Genomic DNA, 21,564 nt, shown 5'->3' with positions numbered 1-21,564 from the left:
ACGATAAAAAGTCAGCAGCAAAGCACAGCACCAGACGAGACTTGGGCAAAGGCAATATATCCTCAGGCCGACTTTAAAGAAATCTTGCCGACATAACTCCAACTCCAAGCCTCCAAAGGCCGGGGCAGTCAATTTCATTCCCGAAAAAATTGATGGTTCAACTATATGCAAAATCCTGACCCAGCTTCTGAAATGCCTTCGCGTCCCCTCTCTGGTTCACGGACAGAGGGCGACGTTGAGAATGACACTTTCAAGATGACCGACACTTTTGTCTGGAGTGTGATGATCATCGGGTTACTCGGATTTGCTGCAATTGCCTATCTTGTATCAACGGACGCAACAACGGCGTTTGATCTCTCGGTGATGTCCTATTTCATCGAACGAGGGGAAACAGTCAGTCCGTTAGGCCCCCCATGGGTTGAAGAAATATTCCTCGAACTCACGGCATTGGGCGGTGGCACAGTTTTGACTCTGGTGGCGTTGCTGGTACTGACCGGCCTCTTCATCACGCGCCACAGGGGCGCTGGGTTGACCCTTATGGCGACACTTGTGAGTGGAACGATTATCCCCTACGGACTCAAATTCCTGTTTGATCGCCCCCGACCGGATTTAGTAGCCCATCTGGATCGCACATTTACCGCCAGCTTTCCCAGCGCACATGCGACGGTATCGATGATTTACTGGATCAGCATCGCAACAATCATTGCCCGTTTCATTGATCACGCCATCCTTCGTCGTTTTATCTATTACAGCACTTTTTCCCTTGTAATTTTGATTGGCCTTAGTCGCATATATCTCGGTGTCCATTGGCCATCGGATGTGATCGCAGGGTGGCTCCTTGGCCTTGCTTGGGCAGCATTCTGCTGGCTGTTGGCCAATCGATTTGCAATCGACAAAACCGCTTAGAGTCATCGCAGCATCTGCTCCATGATGAAGCCGGGGAAAATTCCCCCGAACAGGAAAATATCAACGCTATGCAAAGCAACTCACAGATCTGGATCATATATCTGGCGCGGGCTGGCTATTTGTCACGCGGCGTCGTCTATCTGATCGTGGGAGGGTTTGCGATTTTCGCCGCGTGGGGAGCGGCTCAAAGCAAAGGCCCCAAAGGTGCGGTTCTCAAGATTCTACAGCAGCCCCTCGGAGAGACACTTGTCCTTATCCTGATCGTGGGGCTGGTCGGATATATTATGTGGCGATTGGTACAATCGCTTCTGGATACCGACAATCATGGCTGGTCAGCCAAAGGCCTGGCGATACGGCTTGGTTTGCTTTCCAGTGCCTTCACCTATTCAGGGTTGGCCCTTTATGCGGCCTCACTTACAGGAGCATTTGCCTCCGAGAGTGAGAACGAAGCCGGTGGGCTGGCACAGCAGATGGGTCAGGTGATCGGCCAGAAATATGTCGCACTCGCCCTTGGCTGTGTTTTCATCGGAATTGCTCTTGCCCATTGGTGGAAAGCGCTCTCCCGGAAATATGCAGATCATTTTCAGGCCAACACGCAAATAATGGCGATTATTCACCCGGTCTCGATGGTGGGGCTCACCGCGCGTGGCATCGTATTTGCCGTCATTGCGACCATTATGATCTTACGATTTTTGGGTGTCGAAAGCGGTGATGGCGCGCCTCCAGATGTGAAAGACGCTTTGACATATGTTCAATATCTGCCCTTTGGTGTTTGGTTCTTAACTGCCCTTGGCCTCGGCGTCATCCTCTTTGCCGGATATTCTTTCGCGGAAGCAATCTGGAGGAAAATCAACTTGGAAGATGCCTCTATTTCAGACCAGTTCTGACTTATTCAGGCGCGCCTTATTGCTGGGCGGATGAATCAGGCGGCACCGATGAGGCTCGCATCACCATAGTGATCGCTTTGACCAAGTCATGGACTTGATAAGGCTTGCCAAGGACAGGAACCGTCTCAAAGCCTGGAACCCCCATCAAAAACGTGTCACAAGAGGTCGTGAAAACGAGTGGGATTTTTGAGACTTGGATCGCACGCAAAAAATCATCGGGCAGGTCCTGCACCGGCCCCGTATCACAAATAATGCACGCAAATGCTCCCTCGCCTAAAAGAACAGCATCAAGATCATTTGATGAAACTATACGACACCGCCCACCGAAGAACCGCTCAACGTGATACTGCAACTCCAAGGCAACAACATACCATGATTCAACGATCAGAAAATTTGGTTCTATAGTAGTCATGATAAGCGCCTCAATAAATGAATGGCCGAATATGCTCCAAACCAGAAGGCACAGCATTTAAAAAAGACATGTCAAATCACGCTTTTGGAACTATTGTCCTTTTATTTCGTTTTTCTTTGACAGATGAACGGCCGGTGATGACATGAAGAACCATAAAGCGCGTGCTGAACGTACAGATTGTGAAAAATGCCCTCTAAGGGAAATTAAGAAGTTTCGCGACTTCGGCCCTGACGAGTTGGAGTTTGTTTCCAACTTCAAGAAGGGGGAATTACACACCGACCCCGGTGCAACGATACTGGTGGAAGGGAGCAACAACCCGCATATATACACCGTACTGACCGGCTGGGGCTTTCGCTCAAAGCTTTTGGAAGATGGTCGTCGACAAATCCTGAATTATATTATGCCGGGAGATATGATCGGGTTACAAGGATCCATCATGGGAGAGATGGAACACTCGGTAGAAGCGCTTTCCGCCATGACCCTTTGTGTGTTCGAACGCGAATACATGATGAAATTGTACGAAAAACACCCTGACCTTGGCTATGACATCACGTGGATTGCCGCAAGAGAAGAACGCATTCTCGATGAGCATCTGGTTAGTGTAGGCCGCAGGACGGCGCTAGAACGCGCAGCGTATCTTTTGGCCTATCTCCATCAAAAAGCGACCGCAGTTGGACTTGCGCAAGAAGAATGCTCAGATTTATCGATCACACAGCAACATATCGCGGACACATTGGGACTGTCGATCGTTCACACAAACAAGACCCTGCGCAAATTGGCGCAAAAAGATCTTATTATATGGAAAGAACGTGGTTGTGAGGTCCTCAACGTTAAAGGTCTGTTGCAAGTTGCAGGATGGGAAGGGATGCCTGAAAAGTGCCGCCCACTCATATAGCGACAGCTCACTGCTTGCAGCGTTAAGTGCCCTGCCCCAACGCATCCCCGCTTTTGGCGGCAATGAGCAGCAACTTTCATCAACTATACTGTCAGCTAGAGCCAGATTAGCAGAGGCCTCAAAGCACGTCCTAAAAAGGGTCCGAACCGGACTGCAGCGAAGAACGCCAGGACAGACACGCGCTTAACAAGCGCGACCAAAGGCAACATTTACCACTGAGCATCTGCATCAAGCCAATCGCCTATTCATGCCATTCAAGCAACGAAAACTCTGAAGCCAGCAACTTTTGCGAAGAAACTGCTTTATATTCTTGATCTATAGAGAGGAAAGGATGGTGGGCGTAACTGGGATTGAACCAGTGACCCCTTCGATGTCAACGAAGTGCTCTCCCGCTGAGCTATACGCCCATCCTTGGTTGGCTGTTGAGTTCAGCCTGTGCGGTGAGAAGGCTTCTACCGCCCTCAAAGAGGGATTGCAACCCCCTTTTACAATTCTGTCATCAATGGGCAATGAAGCTGTGAAAAACCATAAATATCAACAGCCCCAATTGGCGTATGATGCCCAGTAGCCCCTGTTCAGGCAGCCAGCATCTTGCTGACTTCATTCACCAGATCGCGCAGATGGAAAGGCTTGGAAAGCACCTTGGCGTCTTTTGGCGTGTTGCTGTCCGGGTTCAGTGCCACAGCGGCGAATCCGGTGATAAACATCACCTTCAGATCAGGATCAAGCTCCGTTGCGCGCCGTGCCAACTCAATGCCATCCATTTCCGGCATGACAATATCGGTGAGCAACAAGGTGAATGGCTCTTCGCGCAGTCGGTCATATGCGCTTTTCCCGTTATCAAACGAGACCACTTCATATCCCGCATTCTGCAGCGCACGCGAAAGGAAGCGGCGCATGTCATTGTCGTCTTCAGCAAGCAAAATCTGCGACATGTTATATTTTTCTCCAGCCCGCAGCCGGGCATATTTTTGCAAATTCGTCTTAACCCGAATTCGGGATTTGGCAAGCTACAATTCAATAGGCTCGGGGTAAAAATCCCGTGAACCAAAAGAGATTTCAACCCGTTTCTCATTGATTCAGGCGAATTTCATCCCTTTTTCCTTGTAACAGACGCACTTAATCCCGATAATATTGAAATACACTTATCTGACAAGAGATAAGATAGCCAAGCTTTAGACTTTTATCCCCTGACCGACTCTCAAAATGGCGCAAACCAGAAAGAGTGCGGAAGGTCCATCAAGATCAGTCGCTCTGCGGCGACAAGAAAAGAACCGAGAGCGCATTGAACCCTGACGATTTTCAGCCAACCGATACGCTGGATGTGCCATTTTGGATAGAGAGGCCCGAACAACAATTGGCGCCTTTTCTCTTCAGCTCGCCCCATTCAGGGCGATGCTATACGGCAGAGTTCAAAAAGGCCAGTCGCCTGACCGAGCTAGAATTGCGTAGCTCTGAAGATTCCTATGTCGATCTGCTCTTTTCGAAAGTGACGTCCTTGGGTGTGCCCTTCATGGCGGCCAATTTTCCCCGTGCCTATCTTGATCTCAATCGTGAACCCTACGAGCTGGACCCGATTGTCTTCAAGGATCCCCTGCCCTCCTATGCCAAAACGTCCGGTACAAGGGTTGGCAGCGGCCTGGGCACCATCGCTCGCATCGTTTCCGAACGCAAGGAAATCTACCGGCATAAGCTGAGCCTTGAGGAAGGGCTGGAGCGGATCGAAACGCTTTACAAGCCCTATCACCAATGCTTGCGTAGAGAGCTGGCTTTGGCGCATGTGAATTTCGGCTATGCTTGCCTTATCGATTGCCACTCGATGCCGTCGCGGGTGTTTCAAAATGCCAATCCAAACAACCGCCCCGATATCGTTCTGGGAGATCGCTATGGCGCCAGCTGTCACCCGTCCTTGATAAGTGCGGCCAAAAGCATTCTAGGCCATTTGGGGCTGCGTGTGGATATCAATCGCCCCTATGCCGGCGGTTTCATCACCCAGCACTACGGGCGTCCGATAAAAGGTCTCCATGCTCTGCAAATCGAAATTGATCGCAGCCTCTATATGAATGAGGACACTTTCGAGCCTGTTCCTCACTTTCAGGAGCTGGTGGACCTGTTCGGACGCTTCACTGAGCTGCTTATACAATGTGCAAGCGACGCTCTATACCCAACAGCAGCTGCCGCAGAGTAATTTTATTTGCGTCTCCACACCGTACTTTCTCTTCTGATGCGCCTCCCTGATCAAGCGCGTTCACAAACGCGAGACACCTGGAGCCAAGCTCTCTTCTGACAAGTTGCCCTTGAAGACACGGCATCTCCTATCGACTTGATCTCAAAACAAAAAAAAGGCCGCTTAACGCGGCCCGAAAAGTCTAAGGAGGAAACGCCCAGCAAGGGCGGCGGGAAAAATGTTCCGCAAGAATAGGGTCGCATTTACAACCCGAAACTGTCAAGCAAACCCAGAATGGTTCCAAGCCACAAAGCGCACCACAACGCTAAAAACTTGCACAATATTTAATCACAACATACCAAATAACTGAAATTACTTATTTTTAGATGCCTCAAAAGCGACCTTCCATGGCAAGCAATTAATGTGCATATTTTTTGCGCAACTCGCGCAATCCAACATTTTTGCTCATTTGGGATGCAAATATTGCCAGTTTACGAAAAAGCCCCAAGCGCAAAACAACCGAGAGTCGCACTTATTGCCACTATAACGCAGCCCTCACAGCATGGTGAAGCAGCGTGCGCGCGGCCTCACTCCCATTTCATTTCCTATTGAACGGCATTCTGGGCAGCATTGAAGGCGTTCCGGGGCAACAGATACTCGTTAGACCCCACTCACTTACTCATCATATTCTGGAGACAACCATGTCCACCAAAGTTAATACGCTTTCTGCAACATTTTTCGCCGGTGCCATTGCCACCATCGTTTCTGCTGGCGCTCTGACCACATTGTCCGTTGACGGCGCTCAGGCTGCTGAAAAGGAAAAATGCTACGGCGTCGCACTGAAAGGCCAGAATGACTGCAAGGCGGGTGCAGGCACCACATGTGCAGGCACCTCCACCGAAGACTATCAGGGCAATGCATGGAAGCTGGTCCCGAAAGGCACCTGCACGACCATGAAAACCCCGAACGGTATGGGCAGCCTCGAACCGATTGAAGGCTGATATAACCACGCGCCAGGGCCCTTTTGGCATGGTCATCCGTGCCGGAAGGGCTCCAGCCCTGAGTTGAACCCGCCCCTCACCTTTCTCATCAGCACCAACCGCGATCGCTTTTTCCTCGCCAAACTCTAGGGGTGCCCGTCTGATCGCTTGAAGGAAATGATCCGATGCCAATCTCCCAGATCACACCTGCCTCATCTGGCACGACACCCAAAGAAATCCCGCCAAGAGCCGGGGTCGGCCTCAAGGCGGAGCATTACCAGACCATTCTGGAAACCGCGCCGGACATCGGCTGGTTTGAAGTGCACCCTGAAAATTATATGGGCGCCGGAGGGCCACCACACCGCTATCTTAGCGAAATCGCTGCGCGCTATCCCCTTTCCCTGCATGGCGTCGGAGCTTCCATCGGCGCAGACAAGTCGCTCGATACAGATCACATCAATCGCCTCAAGGCCCTCAACGAGCGCTACGCGCCCGGCCTCTTTTCAGAACATCTGGCTTGGTCCAGCCATGACGAGGTCTTCTTCAACGACCTTCTGCCCGTTCCCTACCGTCAGGACAGTCTTGATCGTGTCGTTGATCATGTGAACCAGCTACAGGACCATTTGAGCCGACGCATTCTCATTGAGAATCCGTCCGTCTATGTGGCCTTTGAAAGCTCCACCATGTCGGAAATCACCTTCCTTGAGCGACTGGTTGCACGCACGGGCTGCGGCCTGCTACTGGATTGCAACAATGTTTATGTCTCGGCAACCAACCAGAATTATGACCCCGTTGCTTATCTTGATGCCTTCCCCGTCGAACATGTGGGAGAAATTCATCTGGCAGGTTTCGCCCGCGATGAAGATGACGAAGGCGAGCCCCTACTGATTGACGCCCATGACAGAGAAGTCGCAGATGCTGTCTGGGCTCTTTATGACCAAACATTGGCGCGCTCCGGCGCTGTCCCTACGCTGATCGAATGGGACAACAACATCCCCGATTGGGACATTCTGTTTGCCGAAGCCATGCGGGCGGAAGACAAGCTGCGGGCACTGCCAACAAGGCTCAAGGAACCTGAGCCAGACCTGATATTGGGGCACCGCCATGTCAGCTAGCCCATCCCTTCATACCGGGCAGGCGTCTTTTTCCAGCGCACTAATAAAGCCCGATCATCCCACGCCGGAAGACGTGATCGGCCCAAAGCCGGAGAAGAAGGCGCAAAAGCGCTTCGGTGTCTATCGTAACAATGTGATCGTCAGCCTCACCGAAGCTATGATGGCTTCTTTCCCCACGATCGCAGCGTTGGTTGGGGAGGATTATTTCCGCGCCATGGCCCGTGTTTACATCACCAACCACCCGCCGCGCACCGCCATTCTCAGCCGCTATGGCGACCAGTTCGCCAGCTTTCTTGATGGCTTCGAGCCCGTACAAGCCTTTCCCTATCTGGGCGATGTGGCCCGCATCGAGTTTGCATGGCAGGAAGCCTATCATGCCGCAGATCAGTCCCCGCTAGATCCCGCCAGCTTGCAACAGATCCCACCAGACCGTCTGGCAGAGCTGACCTTCACGCTCCATCCGGCTTGTCGCCTGCTGGCGTCCCCTTATCCTGCCTACAGCATTTGGGCCGCCCATAAGCAAGATGCACCGCAAGAGACAATGGCATCCTTGCCCCAAGAAGCAGAAGCCAGCCTTATTACGCGCCCGCAATGGGATGTCATGGCCATCAAACTCCCTGCTGGCGGCTTTGCCTTTCTTAACGCACTCGGAGAAGGCCTAACGCTTGGTCAGGCAGCGGCAGTGGCCCTTGAAGCAGCACCAGCCTTTGACTTCGCCCGCAATCTGGGAGGCCTTCTGGAAACCGGCGCCTTGGCTGGCCTTCATCTTCCCTCCATCGACGTGAAAGACCAGAGAGAGCCAAAGCCGTACCAAGATAACAGCGCCAATCAGCATCACGAAAGTTGACCCACCATGAGCATCCTTACCACCGCTGCTTCGCTTCATGATCGCCAGTTTGGCTGGCTAGAGCGCAAACTGGAACCATGGTTCCTCGGTCTTAGTGCCCGGCTGATCTTTTCCAGTGTGCTGTTGTTCTATTTCCTCAATTCCGCACTGACAAAGCTGGGCGATGGCCCCTTAGGGCTCTTTTCACCCTCGATCGGAGCCTACGCCCAGATTGTCCCGCCCATTGTTGAAGCGGCTGGCTATGACAGCAGTCAGATTGCCTTTCTGCCGTGGGGCCTTATTGTGCTGGCGGGGACCCTCGCAGAATTCATCCTGCCGATCCTGATCCTTATCGGACTTGCCACCCGCGTTACCGCCATTGCCTTCATCGGTTTCATCGCTGTGATGACCTTTGTCGATATCCAGTTTCATGGAGTGGAAGCGGAGACCATCGGGCACCTGTTTGACAGCGTCCACAATTCGGCCATTCTCGACCAGCGCCTGCTCTGGTTGATGCCGCTGCTGCTGCTCATCATAAAGGGCCCGGGCACTGTATCTGTGGACCATTTTCTGGCCCGCTGGCGGCGTGCGAAAGCTGGCTAGGATCCCGGCGGCCTTTTCCCCTTGACCTTGAGACGACAAAACTGTCGTATAGGCGGCAAAAGACGACCCACCTCAAGGATCAAATCATGTATTTTGCCAGCGACAACTGGGCCGGAGCCTCCGAGCCTATTATGAACGCATTGATGCGCCACAAAGATGGCTACGAGCCCGCCTATGGCGATGGCCCCATCTGCGAGTCCATCGAGCAGCGATTCCAGGAGATTTTCGAAACGGATTGTTCTGTCTTTGTCGTGGGCACGGGCACCGCAGCCAACGCATTGGCGCTCTCCGCGCTCACTGGACCGGCCGGCACAGTATTCTGCCACAAGGAAGCCCACATCCGCGTCGACGAATGCGGCGCACCGGAATTCCTCACCTCAGGTGCCCGCATGTGGGGGCTGGAGGGCAGACATGGCAAACTGAGCCGCGAAGCCCTGCAAACCGGTTTTCAGGAAGTGCCCCATGGCGTGGTGCATCATGGTCAGCCAAGCGCAGTGTCCCTCACTCAGGCCACCGAGGTTGGTACGCTCTACAGCGTCGAGGAAATCACCCAGCTTTCGGCACAGGCCAAGGATAACGGCCTTGCCGTGCATATGGATGGTGCCCGCTTTGCCAATGCCCTCGTTACTCTGGGTGTAACCCCTGCAGAGATGACATGGAAAGCCGGTGTCGACGTGCTCTCCTTTGGCGCCACCAAGAATGGTGCCTGGTGCGCAGAAGCCGTGGTCTTCTTCAATAAGGACTATGCCAAGGATTTCATCTATCGCCGCAAACGCGCCGGACAGCTCTTCTCGAAAATGCGCTTTGCAGCCGCCCAGTTCGAAGGGTATTTCGAAAATGACCATTGGCTGGACAATGCCCGCCATTCCAACGCCATGGCAGCAAGGCTGGTCAAAGGACTTGAGGCTATGGATCACACCCGCATTGCCTGGCCAACCGGCTCCAACGAAGTCTTTGCCATCGTTCCCAAACAGGCAGCCCAGAAAGCCACTGCTGCGGGTGCTGTTTTCTATGACTGGCCAAGCTTTGGTCTTGCGCCTGAAGAATGCCCGGGCGAGGGCGAGAGCCTGTTGCGTCTGGTCTGCTCTTTCTCGACCACACAAGCTGAGGTCGACCAGTTCCTTGACTGCCTGAAATAGGCACGGCCCAGACTAGCCAGTATAAATGCCAAAATCAAAAAAAGCGCTCGACCGGACGGAAGAGCGCTTTTTCTGTGAGAGTGATTGCCGGAAGCGGCATGAAAATGAGCTCCTTCCGACAATCTGCCTTGAGACGAAGAAGCGTGGGCGGCCCAATTAAGGGCCACCGGTCGCGCCCGACCTTTAGAAGCCGGGTGACATTCTGTCGGAAATTAGTGTTTGGAACCTTCAATGACGGTTGGGTCATTGTCACGATCAGACGAGCGGATCTCGATCTGGCGCGGTTTCATGGCTTCAGGGATTTCACGTTTTAGATCAATGTGAAGCAGACCATGCTCCATACTTGCCCCTTCAACCTGCATATAGTCGGCGAGCTGGAACTGTCGTTCAAAGGCACGCGAGGCAATGCCGCGGTGCAAATAGTCCTTTTCCTTCTCGTCTTCCTCTATGACTTTCTCACCGGTTACCTTGAGCGCGTTCTCTTTCACTTCAATGGAAAGATCCTTCTCGGAGAAACCGGCAACAGCCATCGAAATACGATAGGAATTCTCAGCCAGACGTTCGATGTTGTAAGGTGGATAGGATGGAGTGCTACTGTCCGGGCCGGTTACGGTGTCCAGCATGGAGAAGAGCTTGTCAAAGCCAACAGTAGAGCGATAAAGCGGAGTAAGATCGTAGTGACGCATAATAAAGTCCTCCTTTGAGCGACAAAAATTGCGTTATTTCGCTACTCCTTCCCCCTTCTCAAGGCGGGAAGGAAATGAAGCCGGAGCCGTTTTGGCCTCCGACACTATTCGATATGGAAATGCCTCAAATGCATTTCAAGTCCCCCAATAAATTTTTTGAAAATGGCAGGATTGTGCGGATTACATCCCCTGCCACAAAGCTGCCATGTTGCTGAATTCGACATGAACAGCCCTTTCCGAATGGGTTCAGGAAGCCTTTGCTACCTTGTTTTCATAACAACGACGGCACAGACCGAACCGAATAGAAAAAGGAAAGGCAAGACAATGAAACTGACAGCAATCGCACTTCCCATCATGATCGCATTCACCGTTTGCCAACCAGCACAGGCGCGCGACTATTCCCATGACTCAAGCCGCTTCTACCGGATTTATGGGTCAGGCCAGGTCGTAACGCACCATAATGATCGCCCCCAGGTCCGTAAGGCCCACAAGCCCAAAGTCACGAAAAAGGTCATCCGCAACAAAACCGTCGAGCGGAAAGTCATCCGCAACGCCAATGGCAAAAAGACCATCGTCAAGAAAACCACCGTCAACCGGAAGGTCATCAAGAAGAAAGTCGTTCATGCACCGAAGATCCACAAGACCTATTCGCGCTATGACCTGACGCAGATCGCGCAACGTAATGGCTATCGCGATATCAGTGACTACTCCCTGCGCGGCAATGTCGCTTCGATGAAGGCCCGTGACAGACTTGGTCGCCCGTATCTGCTGGAAATCAGCGCCCGCACCGGCAATTTCATCAAGCAGGCACGCCTGGCAGCCGAACGGCCACACCACAACTGGAGCAACGACCGCCACTATTCCGGCCGCTATTCACACAGCTATGGCAGCACCCATGCGCGCCCAAGCAATGATGTGAATTACTCCTTCATTCTGCGCCTCAATTCCTTTCTGGATCAGGGGCAAGCCTATTGGGCCTTCTAAAACATGCCACCGTCGATATTCGGCTCCACTCCGGTGGGGCCGATTGACGTGTACGGCACCATTCCCCCACCTTGATATATCTCGCACTACGGTTATTCGTGAAAAACCCCAAGAACGGGCATTTTCCCCTCCCATCGAGATCACTTTTCGCTAAACTGCATGTCAAAAGGGCTATTAAAGGCGTCTGGGGCAGATATGCAGCTGAATAATCTCGACAAATTTCCCGAGCTGGCAGATGGCGTCTGCCATGAAATGGTCTGCTGGGATCAACACAAAGTGCGCGTTGCCCGCTGGCCTTCCTTGGCTCCAGATCCCAAAGGCACGATCTGTCTGTTACATGGCCGGTCCGAATTCATCGAAAAATATTATGAAGTCATCACCGAGCTACGCCAGCGTGGCTTTGCTGTCGCCACCATGGATTGGCGCGGGCAAGGCTTGTCAGATCGTTTGACCCGCAATGGCATGAAAGGACATGTTCGGCGCTTTTCCGACTATGGCAAGGATCTCGAACAGTTCATCGAAGAAGTCATCCTACCGGACTGTCCTCCGCCCTGCTTTGCCCTCAGCCACTCTATGGGCGGCCTCATCCTGCTTACCAATTTGCCCGATCTCAGAATCAAGATTGATCGCGCTGTGCTCTGCGCTCCTCTGATTGAACTCTCAACAGGGGGCCATAGTTTTTTGGGTATCAAGCCTCGCCAATCCACCATCCGAAGATTGGCAGGATTTCTGCGCTATTCGGGGTTTGGCGAAAGCTATGTGCCCGGCGCCAGCCACACTCCTTTTGACCGAGGTGGCTTTTACACCAATCAGCTCACCTCAGACGGCCCCCGCTATGACAGGAACCGCCAATTTCTCATCGATTGCCCGGCCCTGGGGATCGGTGGGCCTACCGTTCTGTGGACCCATGAAGTCTGCAAGGCGATGGACCGCCTGCAATCGAGCGATTTCCAATCCTCAATCCACACCCCGGTGCTCATCGTCACAGCAGGCAACGATACTGTGGTGAACTCGGCCGCTGCCGAACTATTTGCCAAAACCACACGGGCAGCAGGCGCCATCTCCATTACCGGCAGCAAGCATGAAATCATGATGGAGCGAGAGATCATTCGTGAGCAGTTCTGGGCTGCCTTTGACAGCTTTATTCCCGGCGAAAATACGCTCAGGCAGGAAAGCGCCTGAGCGATATAATGCGCTCGGAAAAGCATCTCTAAAATAGCCAGTCGGCTTTCTCAGCCTTTGCTGGCGAGAAGATCTAGCACCGACTGATGCAGATCGGGGTCGCCCGTTGCAACCACCTGTCCGCCATCAAAGGCTGAGCCACCCTGCCAGTTGGTGACCACACCGCCAGCTCCTTCGATCAGCGGAATAAGCGGCGCAATATCAACCGGCTTCAAAGCCGCTTCGATCACCAGATCCACCATGCCTATGGCCAACATGCAATAGGCATAGCAATCAACGCCATAGCGCGACAGGCGCACTGCATCCTCAACCCGCTGAAAGGCCTTGAGCTCATCGGGGGCAAAAATATCCGGAGCGGTGGTGAACAAAGTCGCGTCACCGATCGCCTTGCAAGACCGTGTCTTCACCGGCCGCTTTCCATCCGGCCCCTGATAAAAGGCACGCGTGCCATCGCCGAAAAAGCGCTCTTTGGTGAAAGGCTGGCTCATCATGCCAAGGCTCTGACCACCAGAATGTCGATAGCCGATCAACGTCCCCCAGGTTGGCAGGCCGGAGATAAACGCGCGCGTACCGTCAATCGGATCAAGAACCCACAGGCCATCGGCATCAAGATCCTTGCCCTCAAATTCTTCCCCCAGAATGCCATGGCTTGGAAACTGCTCCTGGATAAGCCCGCGCAGTTTCAGCTCGGCCTGCTTGTCCGCATCGGTCACCGGATCAAAGCCACCCTCAAGCTTGTTTTCAATCTCGATTGCCCTGCGGAAAAGCGGCATGACCGTTTCTCCGGCCAGATCAGCGAGTTGGTGCAGAAAATCAAAATCCGGTGCGCGCTCAATGCTCATGATGAAAGTTCCAATTTGCTTACGGTCCGAAGGCTCAAGGCGAAAAGCGCAAGACGAACGCGCTCCGCCCTCTTCTTCAGAGGATCGAAATGAAAACATGCAAGGCCACATAGAGAGGCCTTGTTTCTGTATGGGAAAGACTCATACCCAATGAGACGCAGAGGGGCAATCACAGATCAGGCAAAGGGGGACAAAAGCACAGCTCTCAATGCACAGAACAGGCTTAGTGCTTGCCACCCCAGGCAAAATTATCGCTTCGATATTTGGGAGCATTCTCTGCGGCCGCCAGCTGATCTTCGCCGTCTATTCCGGACGAGAAAGACAGGGTAAAGACACTGGGATTGATTAAGTCTTCCGACTCAAGCGGTGGCTTGCGCAAAGCATAAATATCGCGCCGCGCTCCCAACCCTTCCCGCAAGGCGGTCTCATCGGCCTTGGCGAGCGTCTTGGGCAACACATCCTCATCAACTGACTGGGACAGCACACGGATAACCAGCTTCTCAACATAGAATGCGAGCTTGCGTCGCCCTTCCTTATTGAAGCGAATGGCGTTCTTTAAGCGCAACCGGACATCCTGCCCCGACAAATCCGGACCACGGAACGAGAAGTTCCCCTCCTCATCGGAAAAGGCGTCCCAGATATCAATAAACTCTTCGTCCCGCTCGGTCAGACGGCTGGAAACAAGGTCGTTGAGATAACGCATGTCAGCAGCAAGTTGCTCATTGCCCACGGGCGGCAATCCAACCCAGAAGACAGGCTTGTCTTGCTTGGCAAAAGCAAGACGCACCCGATCGATCTCGCGCTGATAGGCACGGGCCCATTCATCGGTGCGGAATTCATAAGCCGGCGTAATCTCATTGCCCTCGGCATCTTTGCGCGCAGGCATCTCCCGGCGATCATTCAGCCCTACCATCACAACAGCGAAGTTGAAGGGATGGGCTGCAAAATAATCCTCGGCGTCGCTCAAGGGGTTGTTCTTGGCCCGATAGATCAGTCCGCTATTGGGCTTGGAATGAATCTCCACCCTGACATCAGGCGCTTTGGCAAAAGCATCTTGAAGCCCCCATGCAATATCCTGCGAAAATTCATCGCCGAATACCGCGATCACAGATGCATCTGGGTCCTTTTCAACGGTCTTGATCACCGGCACGACCGGCCCACGCTTCACCGGTTTATTGTCAGAGGTGTCGGGCTTCTTTTCCTTTTTGGGCGTGCGGCGTTTGAAGAGAAATTCAAAGAATCCCAACGCCACATCATAGCGCCCATCATCCGGGGTGGCCCGCTGCTGGGCTGCGGGCTTCCCATTCATGCTAGAGCCGGAAAGAGATGGGGCTGCCTGAACGGGCCCGGCCAGCAGAAGCGGAAGCAACAATGAGATTACCGTCACGAGGCATAGCGCCACATGCACAAAGGCAAAACCGGATTGTCCCTTCTTCAAGCCCATTGGCCCGTCTCCAACTATATCGCCACCGCAAAAGCGGGATTGTCAGCTCTTGCGCAGAGCTTCCAACAGATCACCACTGGCAAATCCGTCCGGCACATGACCGTTGCGTTTTTGCCAATGACGGATAGCGGCTCGAGACTTGGAGCCCAGCCGCCCGTCGATGCCACCTGTATCATATCCAAGGCGGTTCAGAATAGTCTGAAGCTCCTTTCGCTCGGTTGTTGTGAGCATCCGGTCAGAACGTGGCCATTCATGCGCAAAGCCCTGCCCACCGCGAATACGATCTGCCAGATGGCCAACAGCCAAAGCATAGGATGTGGCATTGTTATAGCGCTTGATGACCGAGAAATTCTTCAAAATGAGGAAGGCTGGTCCGCGGTGGCCAGCAGGCATGATCAACTGGGCCTGATCGCTTGGCCGCGGGAAGGCGCGCCCGTGCACACGCTTGGCCCCCATCTTCTCCCATTCGGCAAGCGTCTTCGTGATTTTTCCATCGGCCAATTCAAAGGGGAAGTTGTTAGGCAGCGACACTTCGTAACCCCATGTCTTGCCGGTTTCCCACCCAGCTTCTTTCAAGAGATTCGCACTGGAAGCCAGAGCATCCGGAATGGAGTTCCAGATATCCCGGTGTCCATCACCATCATAATCCACCGCTTTACTCAGGAAGGTGGTGGGAATGAACTGGGTGTGCCCCATGGCTCCAGCCCACGAGCCAACCATTTCGGAAGGAGCAACATCACCATTCTGCAGGATCTTTAACGCAGCAATCAATTGCGTGCGCCCAAACTGTGAACGCTTGGGATCTGCATAGGCCAACATCGCGAGCGACTGAATGGTCGGCTTGATCAAAGCCTTGTTGCTGAAAATGGAGCCGTAAGCGGTTTCCATGCCCCAGATCGCCAAAAGGACATACCGGTCGACACCAAAGGAATCTTCCAGTCTACCCAGCAGGGACGCATATTTGCTTCGCATCTTCTGGCCATTCTTGATGCGCAGGTCGCTGACCGCGCCATCCATATAGGACCAGATGGGTTTGACAAATTCCGGCTGGTTGGTCGCCCGCTTGATCACGGAGCTATCGAACTGCGCACCAGCAAAAGCCGCATTGTAAGTTTCTGCCGTAATACCGGCCGATTGAGCCGTTGGCCAAAAATTCCGTATCCAATTTTGGAACCCTTGCGCCGTTTGCGCGTTGGACTCTGTAGAGAGAAGTGCAAGCAGCAGAAAGCCTGTGGAAATTAGTCCCCGAACGGAGGTGAACCCAAAAAGACTTGTCCAAATTCGTATAGGCATAAACAATCCCTGTTATCGCAAACAAAGCAGCAGTGTGAATCACTATGCTGCCAAATTATGGCCAAGATAGTAACAGTTCACCACTCAAATTAATTCTCCACATTTGCATAATTTGCGTTTTTCTGGTTTGAATGGACGCGCACTTTTCTTGAAACGTAGCAATTTTTGAAGAACAAAATCACTTATTGGAGCAAAATCAAATGGTACAGCCAATCCGCAAAGCCGTATTCCCTGTAGCAGGTCTTGGAACACGCTTCCTTCCAGCGACCAAAGCCCTGCCCAAGGAAATGCTTACGATTGTCGACCGACCAGTTATTCAATATGTCGTTGACGAAGCCAGGGCTGCGGGGGTCGAACAATTCATTTTCGTTACCGGTAGAAACAAGGCCGTCATCGAGGACCATTTCGACGTACAGGTTGAGCTGGAGGACACGCTCAAACAGCGCGGCAAATATGATGTGCTCAAAAGCTTGCGCAAAGACCTACCCAAGGCAGGCCACACCATGTTTACCCGTCAGCAGCAGCCGCTGGGTCTCGGGCATGCCGTTTTGTGCGCCAAAGAGCTTGTCGGCCATGAACCATTCGCGCTGCTTCTTCCAGATATGATCATGAAATCGCCCAAGGGCTGCCTCGCCCAGATGATGGACGTCTACAACAAGCGCGCAGGCAACGTCGTTGCACTTGAAGAAGTACCGATGGAAATGACCTTCAAATATGGTGTCATTCAGCCGGGCGAAAAATTCGAAGACAGCGTAGAGATCAACGGCATGGTCGAGAAGCCGGAGCCGGGCACCGCACCGTCCAACCTGATCCTGTCAGGCCGCTATATCCTGCAGCCTGAAATCTTTGATTATCTCAAGGACCAGCAACCGGGCAGCGGCAACGAAATTCAGTTGACCGACGCCATGATCAGCCTCAACAATGATCAGTCCTTTACCGGCATGATCTATGATGGTGAAACCTATGACTGCGGGTCCAAATCAGGCTTCCTGATGGCCAACGTATCCTACGGCATGGACCGCGATGACATTGCACCGAATGTGGCGTGCACCATCCGCTCCATTATTGAGAAATATGATGCGGAGAATGGGCACAAATAAAGTGGCTGACATTCTGTCAAAACAACAAAAGCGGGCCATATGGTCCGCTTTTTTCATATCAGGATGATAGGGCAATCACAAAGACACAAGCTGTTCGATCTGTTCCGGTCGCAGCAACGGCATTGAAGACAGGCCAAAGCCCCTTATTCAACAAGCGTGATGATATTGCCTGAGGGATCGATCAGATGCACAAGCGATCCGCCCCAGAATTGTCTTTCAGGTGGCGCAACAAAGGGAACCCCACGCGCTTTGAGAGTCTGATACAAGGTCGGCAGATCATCAACGGCCAGTGAAAGACCGGTAAAACGACCGATCAGGGACGCCTGAGGGCCTCGCGCATCTTCTTCTTCGATAATGACCAGCATGCCCGGCTCAAAACCGACGGCTCCCTGTTCGAAGCGGTCCCAGACCATGGGCCACTTGAGCGAATTGGCATAAAAATCGCGTGCGACTGCAAGATCTCTAACGAAAATCCGGAATGCGGTTACATGCATTGGCTGGCCCCCATACTGCCTGTCGGACCTTTTAAACACCGACACTCGAAATCCATAGCAGGCAAAACAGTTGTAATCAACTCAGTGCCTACCAATTTTACCCGAACATCGAAGCACATCAAAGCTTTGTTTTTACAAGTTGTCTTGAGTGAAAGTGGTATCGAACCGAGAATACAACGAATTTTCAAGAACCGGGACACTACAAATGGTGAAACTGAAAATAGAAGTGACAAACAGAAAAAGGTGACCGAATGAAGCGGTCACCTTTTGTTTACTTGCGGATCAAGAGCATCAAGCAATCACCAATGAACTCAAACCGGTTTAAGCGCCTGTCAGTCTAGTATCAGGCCCGTTTTTGGCCAGCTATTGGCGATTTTAAGGGCTTCATCCGTACTCAATTGTCTATAACGCTTGAGAACAGCGCTGCATTGATTGGCAGAAAGGCACAACATCCAGGGCCCGCATTCCAACACGTCGCGCACCAGCTCGTCTGAGAAAGACTGCAAACGAAACAGGCTGAGCACCTGATCCCACTCCAGACACGCCATCATGCGCGCGATGATCTGATGAGGGAAGCCGGTCATCTTGGCAATGCCACAAACCAGATCGGCAAATTGATCATTGCAGGCAAACTGCCGCAACACGCCATTGCCCAGAAATCCCTGCATATGAAGCTTGTCAATTTTGGTCAAAGAGGAATCAAACCGGTATCGCGCCAGATAGGAATGGCGCGACAGATTGTAGAAATGCTCGTCAACCATCGGTTCTATGCAGGCCCACACACCGCTGAGATCAACATGCTTTCTAGCTGAAGCCTGTTTGCTCAGAACCGGAGCAGAGCGCTGATTGTCCGCGATCCTGTTGGCCAGTTCCCGAGCAAGAAAACGGTCATTGTCCGCAGCCTGCTCCAGAAGCCGTTGACCATCTTCGGAGAGATCGGCGCCACAATTGGCTGCCAGTTTGATCATCACGGTTTCACGCCCGGATTTGACAAGCACATCAGTTACCACGCTGCTGATGCTCTTGCGCGTGCAGATAGAGACCATATGATCTTCGCTATTCGCCTCGGTGAGTTCAATCAAATCATCATCCGTCAAAACCGGCGAATGGCGCAGCACGGGGTCAGCAACCTTGATGGCATCAAAGGCAAAGCGGCGAATGATATTATGCGGGGCATTTTCGAGATGGCAGATCTTTTGTGCAGCAAAAGAACGCGTATCCTCACACACAAGATCTGCAAGCCGCTGCATAACCGTGTCATAGGTGGCTAACTGCTCATCATCGCAATGAGACGCTGTCAGCGAAAACAAGGACGCGACATGGCGCATCAATTCGTCGCTCTTACCACTATCGCTCTGACCGCTAAGAACTTTCCAGTCCACAAGTTCGGTTTTTACGTTGGCAGCCTGCATTTTGACAATTCCCGTTCTGATATGAAATCCCCGTTTGGAAATTCGATTTCAGGCCAAACTACAGACAAGCGATCTATAAACGCCTAAACAGCAAACCAGAATTTGAAGATAAACTCCTGAAAAATATAGATAAATTCAATTAAAATTTGAAATACTTCATTTCAATACATTCAAAACATGTGATTTATCAAATATTTCAACAACTAAACTCAAATCCACCGCATGTTTATCAAAAGTTGCAATATTGCTTGAAGGCCAATTTTTACGGAAAAACAGCCCCTGCAATCACATGTGGAAGAAAGCTGTCAGTGCCCAAAAGACGCCGCCCAGAGCACATCCAGAGAGGTCAAATCTTAACAATTCCCAAACAAAAAGCCCTGCTCGGAGGAGCAGGGCTTTCTTTGAAATTCAGACTGTCAATGCGTATGCAAGATCAGCGCGTGAATGGCTTGTATTTGACACGCTTGGGATTGACAGCATCCGGGCCGAGACGGCGCACTTTGTCCTTCTCGTAATCCTCGAAGTTACCTTCAAACCATTCCACATGGCTATCGCCTTCAAAGGCAAGAATATGCGTGGCAAGACGGTCAAGGAACATACGATCATGGCTGATGACCACGGCGCAACCGGCAAAATCCTCGAGAGCATCTTCCAGAGCGGCAAGGGTTTCCGTATCCAGATCGTTGGTCGGCTCATCGAGCAGCAACACGTTGGCGCCCGATTTCAGAACCTTGGCCAGATGCACACGGTTGCGCTGTCCACCAGAAAGAGAGCCCACTTTCTGCTGCTGGTCGCCGCCCTTGAAATTGAAGGCGGAGCAGTAGGCGCGGCTGTTCATCTCGCGTTTGCCCAGCTTGATGATGTCGTCCCCTTCGGAGATTTCTTCCCAAACGGTCTTGTCCGAGTCCAGAGCATCACGAGACTGGTCAACATAACCAAGATGTACAGTCTCACCCAGAGTGATGGAGCCTTCATCTGGCTGGTCATGGCCGGTCAACATCTTGAACAGGGTGGTTTTACCAACGCCGTTCGGACCGATCACACCAACAATGCCACCCGGTGGCAGTTTGAAATCCAGACCATCGATCAGCAAACGCTCGCCGAAGCCCTTTTTGAGCCCCTCGACGTCAATCACCACATCTCCAAGACGCTCTCCTGGCGGAATGATGATCTGGGCGGTCCCCGGTGCGCGCTCTTCATTGCGCTTGAGCAGCTCATCATAGGCCTTGATACGAGCCTTCGATTTGGCCTGACGGGCTTTCGGGCTGGCAGCAATCCACTCCTGTTCGCGCGACAGGGCACGCTGACGGGCAGCCTCTTCACGCCCTTCCTGAGCCAGGCGTTTTGCCTTGGCTTCGAGATAGGCCGTATAGTTACCTTCATAAGGAATACCGCGGCCACGGTCGAGCTCGAGAATCCAGCCCGTCACATTGTCAAGGAAGTAGCGGTCATGGGTGATGATCAGCACGGCGCCCTTGAATTCGCGCAGATGCTTTTCAAGCCAGTTGACCGTTTCAGCATCCAGATGGTTGGTCGGTTCGTCGAGAAGCAGCAAATCCGGCTCTGCGAGCAACAGTTTGCAAAGAGCCACGCGGCGCTTTTCACCACCGGAAAGAACAGATACATCGGCATCAGACGGCGGGCAACGCAATGCGTCCATGGCCATCTCTACCTGAGACTGCAGATCCCACAGATTCTGGCTGTCGATGACATCCTGAAGTTTGGCACCTTCTTCCGCGGTCTCATCGGAATAATTCATCATCAGTTCATTGTAGCGATCCAGAATGGCCTGCTTTTCGGCAACCCCTTCCATCACGTTGCCAAGAACATCCTTGCTCTCGTCAAGAACCGGCTCCTGAGGCAGATAGCCAATCTTGGCCCCATCTGCGGCCCAGGCTTCACCAGTGAATTCGTTGTCCAGCCCGGCCATGATCCGAAGCACGGTGGATTTACCTGCACCGTTCGGGCCGAGAATACCGATTTTCGCATCAGGGTAGAAAGAAAGATGGACATTCTCCAAAACCTTCTTGCCGCCACCGTAGGTCTTGGAAAGACCATGCATGTGATAAATGAATTGTCGCGCCATATATCGCTACCGTCCGAATAGAGTGTTTGCGCGCAAATTGGTCACCGTGGGGACCAAACGCGTGGTTCCAAAGGATTTCCGCCTCACCCGCGATTCTGGAATCATGGAAAT

21 protein-coding genes and 1 tRNA gene are annotated in these 21,564 nt (G+C 52.6%); 12 read left to right on the top strand and 10 right to left on the bottom strand.

Features of this window, described 5'->3' with window-relative positions; translation table 11 throughout:
• Positions 1 to 255 precede the first annotated feature (255 nt).
• Together ACKPCT_RS23515 and ACKPCT_RS23510 are read left to right on the top strand one after the other, a co-directional pair.
• The gene (locus ACKPCT_RS23515) at positions 256 to 906 is read left to right on the top strand and encodes a phosphatase PAP2 family protein (RefSeq protein WP_319568133.1); all 651 of its coding nucleotides are present in this window, start codon (positions 256 to 258) and stop codon (positions 904 to 906) included.
• A 68-nt stretch (positions 907 to 974) separates the two neighbouring features.
• Positions 975 to 1,793, top strand: coding sequence for a DUF1206 domain-containing protein (locus ACKPCT_RS23510; RefSeq protein WP_319568132.1), 819 nt, complete (start codon positions 975 to 977; stop codon positions 1,791 to 1,793).
• A 16-nt stretch (positions 1,794 to 1,809) separates the two neighbouring features.
• On the opposite strand, the gene ACKPCT_RS23505 is transcribed toward ACKPCT_RS23510, so the two are convergent.
• Positions 1,810 to 2,205: a hypothetical protein gene (locus tag ACKPCT_RS23505; RefSeq protein WP_139229265.1), complete on the bottom strand. Its 396-nt coding sequence runs from the start codon at positions 2,203 to 2,205 to the stop codon at positions 1,810 to 1,812.
• Between the two features lie 142 nt (positions 2,206 to 2,347).
• Here ACKPCT_RS23505 and ACKPCT_RS23500 point away from each other — a divergent pair, with 142 nt between their 5' ends.
• The gene (locus ACKPCT_RS23500) at positions 2,348 to 3,100 is read left to right on the top strand and encodes a Crp/Fnr family transcriptional regulator (RefSeq protein WP_319568131.1); all 753 of its coding nucleotides are present in this window, start codon (positions 2,348 to 2,350) and stop codon (positions 3,098 to 3,100) included.
• Positions 3,101 to 3,432: 332 nt separating this feature from the next.
• Here the strand turns inward: ACKPCT_RS23500 and ACKPCT_RS23495 are convergent.
• Positions 3,433 to 3,507 (bottom strand) — tRNA-Val (locus ACKPCT_RS23495).
• A gap of 168 nt (positions 3,508 to 3,675) precedes the next feature.
• On the bottom strand, positions 3,676 to 4,035 hold the full coding sequence (cpdR, locus tag ACKPCT_RS23490; RefSeq protein WP_090072812.1) for a cell cycle two-component system response regulator CpdR: 360 nt from the start codon (positions 4,033 to 4,035) through the stop codon (positions 3,676 to 3,678).
• Positions 4,036 to 4,385: 350 nt separating this feature from the next.
• Here cpdR and ACKPCT_RS23485 point away from each other — a divergent pair, with 350 nt between their 5' ends.
• From ACKPCT_RS23485 to ACKPCT_RS23460, 6 genes are all read left to right on the top strand, one after another.
• The gene (locus ACKPCT_RS23485; RefSeq protein WP_210186738.1) at positions 4,386 to 5,288 is read left to right on the top strand and encodes an N-formylglutamate amidohydrolase; all 903 of its coding nucleotides are present in this window, start codon (positions 4,386 to 4,388) and stop codon (positions 5,286 to 5,288) included.
• 680 nt (positions 5,289 to 5,968) lie between these two features.
• Positions 5,969 to 6,268: a BufA1 family periplasmic bufferin-type metallophore gene (locus ACKPCT_RS23480; RefSeq protein WP_090072814.1), complete on the top strand. Its 300-nt coding sequence runs from the start codon at positions 5,969 to 5,971 to the stop codon at positions 6,266 to 6,268.
• Positions 6,269 to 6,432: 164 nt separating this feature from the next.
• Positions 6,433 to 7,362, top strand: a complete 930-nt coding sequence (gene bufB / locus ACKPCT_RS23475; RefSeq protein ID WP_090072816.1) for an MNIO family bufferin maturase — start codon at positions 6,433 to 6,435, stop codon at positions 7,360 to 7,362.
• A complete protein-coding gene (locus ACKPCT_RS23470; protein WP_319568130.1) occupies positions 7,352 to 8,209 on the top strand; it encodes an HvfC/BufC N-terminal domain-containing protein in 858 nt (285 codons plus the stop codon). The genes bufB and ACKPCT_RS23470 overlap by 11 nt, the downstream gene beginning before the upstream one ends.
• A 6-nt stretch (positions 8,210 to 8,215) precedes the next feature.
• Entirely contained in the window at positions 8,216 to 8,791 is a 576-nt protein-coding gene (locus ACKPCT_RS23465) for a DoxX family membrane protein (RefSeq protein ID WP_090072819.1), read from the top strand.
• A gap of 86 nt (positions 8,792 to 8,877) precedes the next feature.
• Positions 8,878 to 9,930 carry a threonine aldolase family protein gene (locus tag ACKPCT_RS23460; RefSeq protein WP_090072821.1) on the top strand — a complete coding sequence of 351 codons (1,053 nt, stop codon included), beginning with the start codon at positions 8,878 to 8,880 and terminating at the stop codon, positions 9,928 to 9,930.
• 212 nt (positions 9,931 to 10,142) lie between these two features.
• Here ACKPCT_RS23460 and ACKPCT_RS23455 read toward each other — a convergent pair whose 3' ends face one another.
• Positions 10,143 to 10,616 (bottom strand): Hsp20 family protein, encoded by a 474-nt coding sequence (locus tag ACKPCT_RS23455; protein ID WP_090072823.1) that lies wholly within the window; start codon positions 10,614 to 10,616, stop codon positions 10,143 to 10,145.
• A gap of 324 nt (positions 10,617 to 10,940) precedes the next feature.
• Here ACKPCT_RS23455 and ACKPCT_RS23450 point away from each other — a divergent pair, with 324 nt between their 5' ends.
• Positions 10,941 to 11,600, top strand: coding sequence for a hypothetical protein (locus ACKPCT_RS23450; protein WP_319568129.1), 660 nt, complete (start codon positions 10,941 to 10,943; stop codon positions 11,598 to 11,600).
• Between the two features lie 195 nt (positions 11,601 to 11,795).
• Complete coding sequence (locus ACKPCT_RS23445) at positions 11,796 to 12,782, top strand: alpha/beta hydrolase (protein WP_319568128.1); 987 nt, start codon at positions 11,796 to 11,798, stop codon at positions 12,780 to 12,782.
• 50 nt (positions 12,783 to 12,832) lie between these two features.
• Here ACKPCT_RS23445 and hisN read toward each other — a convergent pair whose 3' ends face one another.
• The 3 genes from hisN to ACKPCT_RS23430 all read right to left on the bottom strand — a co-directional run bounded on the left by hisN (position 12,833) and on the right by ACKPCT_RS23430 (position 16,361).
• Complete coding sequence (gene hisN, locus ACKPCT_RS23440; RefSeq protein WP_319568127.1) at positions 12,833 to 13,624, bottom strand: histidinol-phosphatase; 792 nt, start codon at positions 13,622 to 13,624, stop codon at positions 12,833 to 12,835.
• Positions 13,625 to 13,847: 223 nt separating this feature from the next.
• On the bottom strand, positions 13,848 to 15,068 hold the full coding sequence (locus ACKPCT_RS23435; RefSeq protein WP_319568126.1) for an SGNH/GDSL hydrolase family protein: 1,221 nt from the start codon (positions 15,066 to 15,068) through the stop codon (positions 13,848 to 13,850).
• Positions 15,069 to 15,110: 42 nt separating this feature from the next.
• Positions 15,111 to 16,361: a lytic murein transglycosylase gene (locus ACKPCT_RS23430; protein WP_319568125.1), complete on the bottom strand. Its 1,251-nt coding sequence runs from the start codon at positions 16,359 to 16,361 to the stop codon at positions 15,111 to 15,113.
• 200 nt (positions 16,362 to 16,561) lie between these two features.
• On the opposite strand from ACKPCT_RS23430, the gene galU reads away from it, so the two are divergent.
• Positions 16,562 to 17,461 (top strand): UTP--glucose-1-phosphate uridylyltransferase GalU, encoded by a 900-nt coding sequence (gene galU / locus ACKPCT_RS23425; protein ID WP_090072835.1) that lies wholly within the window; start codon positions 16,562 to 16,564, stop codon positions 17,459 to 17,461.
• 143 nt (positions 17,462 to 17,604) lie between these two features.
• On the opposite strand, the gene ACKPCT_RS23420 is transcribed toward galU, so the two are convergent.
• From ACKPCT_RS23420 to ettA, 3 genes are all read right to left on the bottom strand, one after another.
• A complete protein-coding gene (locus ACKPCT_RS23420) occupies positions 17,605 to 17,955 on the bottom strand; it encodes a VOC family protein (RefSeq protein ID WP_090072836.1) in 351 nt (116 codons plus the stop codon).
• Positions 17,956 to 18,287: 332 nt separating this feature from the next.
• On the bottom strand, positions 18,288 to 19,367 hold the full coding sequence (locus tag ACKPCT_RS23415; protein WP_090072840.1) for a DUF2336 domain-containing protein: 1,080 nt from the start codon (positions 19,365 to 19,367) through the stop codon (positions 18,288 to 18,290).
• A 433-nt stretch (positions 19,368 to 19,800) separates the two neighbouring features.
• Positions 19,801 to 21,453: an energy-dependent translational throttle protein EttA gene (gene ettA / locus ACKPCT_RS23410; protein ID WP_090072842.1), complete on the bottom strand. Its 1,653-nt coding sequence runs from the start codon at positions 21,451 to 21,453 to the stop codon at positions 19,801 to 19,803.
• Between the last annotated feature and the right edge of the window lie 111 nt (positions 21,454 to 21,564).

The organism is Cohaesibacter marisflavi (assembly GCF_963665895.2).
Classification (GTDB): domain Bacteria; phylum Pseudomonadota; class Alphaproteobacteria; order Rhizobiales; family Cohaesibacteraceae; genus Cohaesibacter; species Cohaesibacter marisflavi.
Note: the sequence above shows the minus strand (reverse complement) of the source record. Positions and strands in the feature narration are given on the sequence as shown.

Bases quoted from the DNA above. Each gene is read 5' to 3' on its own strand.
- ACKPCT_RS23510 (WP_319568132.1), top strand. From the start codon at position 975: ATGCAAAGCAACTCACAGATCTGGATCATATATCTGGCGCGGGCTGGC.
- ettA (WP_090072842.1), bottom strand. From the start codon at position 21,453: ATGGCGCGACAATTCATTTATCACATGCATGGTCTTTCCAAGACCTAC.
- ACKPCT_RS23480 (WP_090072814.1), top strand. From the start codon at position 5,969: ATGTCCACCAAAGTTAATACGCTTTCTGCAACATTTTTCGCCGGTGCC.
- ACKPCT_RS23455 (WP_090072823.1), bottom strand. From the start codon at position 10,616: ATGCGTCACTACGATCTTACTCCGCTTTATCGCTCTACTGTTGGCTTT.
- ACKPCT_RS23460 (WP_090072821.1), top strand. From the start codon at position 8,878: ATGTATTTTGCCAGCGACAACTGGGCCGGAGCCTCCGAGCCTATTATG.
- ACKPCT_RS23465 (WP_090072819.1), top strand. From the start codon at position 8,216: ATGAGCATCCTTACCACCGCTGCTTCGCTTCATGATCGCCAGTTTGGC.
- galU (WP_090072835.1), top strand. From the start codon at position 16,562: ATGGTACAGCCAATCCGCAAAGCCGTATTCCCTGTAGCAGGTCTTGGA.
- bufB (WP_090072816.1), top strand. From the start codon at position 6,433: ATGCCAATCTCCCAGATCACACCTGCCTCATCTGGCACGACACCCAAA.
- ACKPCT_RS23470 (WP_319568130.1), top strand. From the start codon at position 7,352: ATGTCAGCTAGCCCATCCCTTCATACCGGGCAGGCGTCTTTTTCCAGC.
- ACKPCT_RS23420 (WP_090072836.1), bottom strand. From the start codon at position 17,955: ATGCATGTAACCGCATTCCGGATTTTCGTTAGAGATCTTGCAGTCGCA.
- ACKPCT_RS23515 (WP_319568133.1), top strand. From the start codon at position 256: ATGACCGACACTTTTGTCTGGAGTGTGATGATCATCGGGTTACTCGGA.
- ACKPCT_RS23435 (WP_319568126.1), bottom strand. From the start codon at position 15,068: ATGGGCTTGAAGAAGGGACAATCCGGTTTTGCCTTTGTGCATGTGGCG.
- ACKPCT_RS23445 (WP_319568128.1), top strand. From the start codon at position 11,796: ATGCAGCTGAATAATCTCGACAAATTTCCCGAGCTGGCAGATGGCGTC.
- cpdR (WP_090072812.1), bottom strand. From the start codon at position 4,035: ATGTCGCAGATTTTGCTTGCTGAAGACGACAATGACATGCGCCGCTTC.
- ACKPCT_RS23500 (WP_319568131.1), top strand. From the start codon at position 2,348: ATGAAGAACCATAAAGCGCGTGCTGAACGTACAGATTGTGAAAAATGC.
- ACKPCT_RS23450 (WP_319568129.1), top strand. From the start codon at position 10,941: ATGAAACTGACAGCAATCGCACTTCCCATCATGATCGCATTCACCGTT.
- ACKPCT_RS23430 (WP_319568125.1), bottom strand. From the start codon at position 16,361: ATGCCTATACGAATTTGGACAAGTCTTTTTGGGTTCACCTCCGTTCGG.
- hisN (WP_319568127.1), bottom strand. From the start codon at position 13,624: ATGAGCATTGAGCGCGCACCGGATTTTGATTTTCTGCACCAACTCGCT.
- ACKPCT_RS23415 (WP_090072840.1), bottom strand. From the start codon at position 19,367: ATGCAGGCTGCCAACGTAAAAACCGAACTTGTGGACTGGAAAGTTCTT.
- ACKPCT_RS23505 (WP_139229265.1), bottom strand. From the start codon at position 2,205: ATGACTACTATAGAACCAAATTTTCTGATCGTTGAATCATGGTATGTT.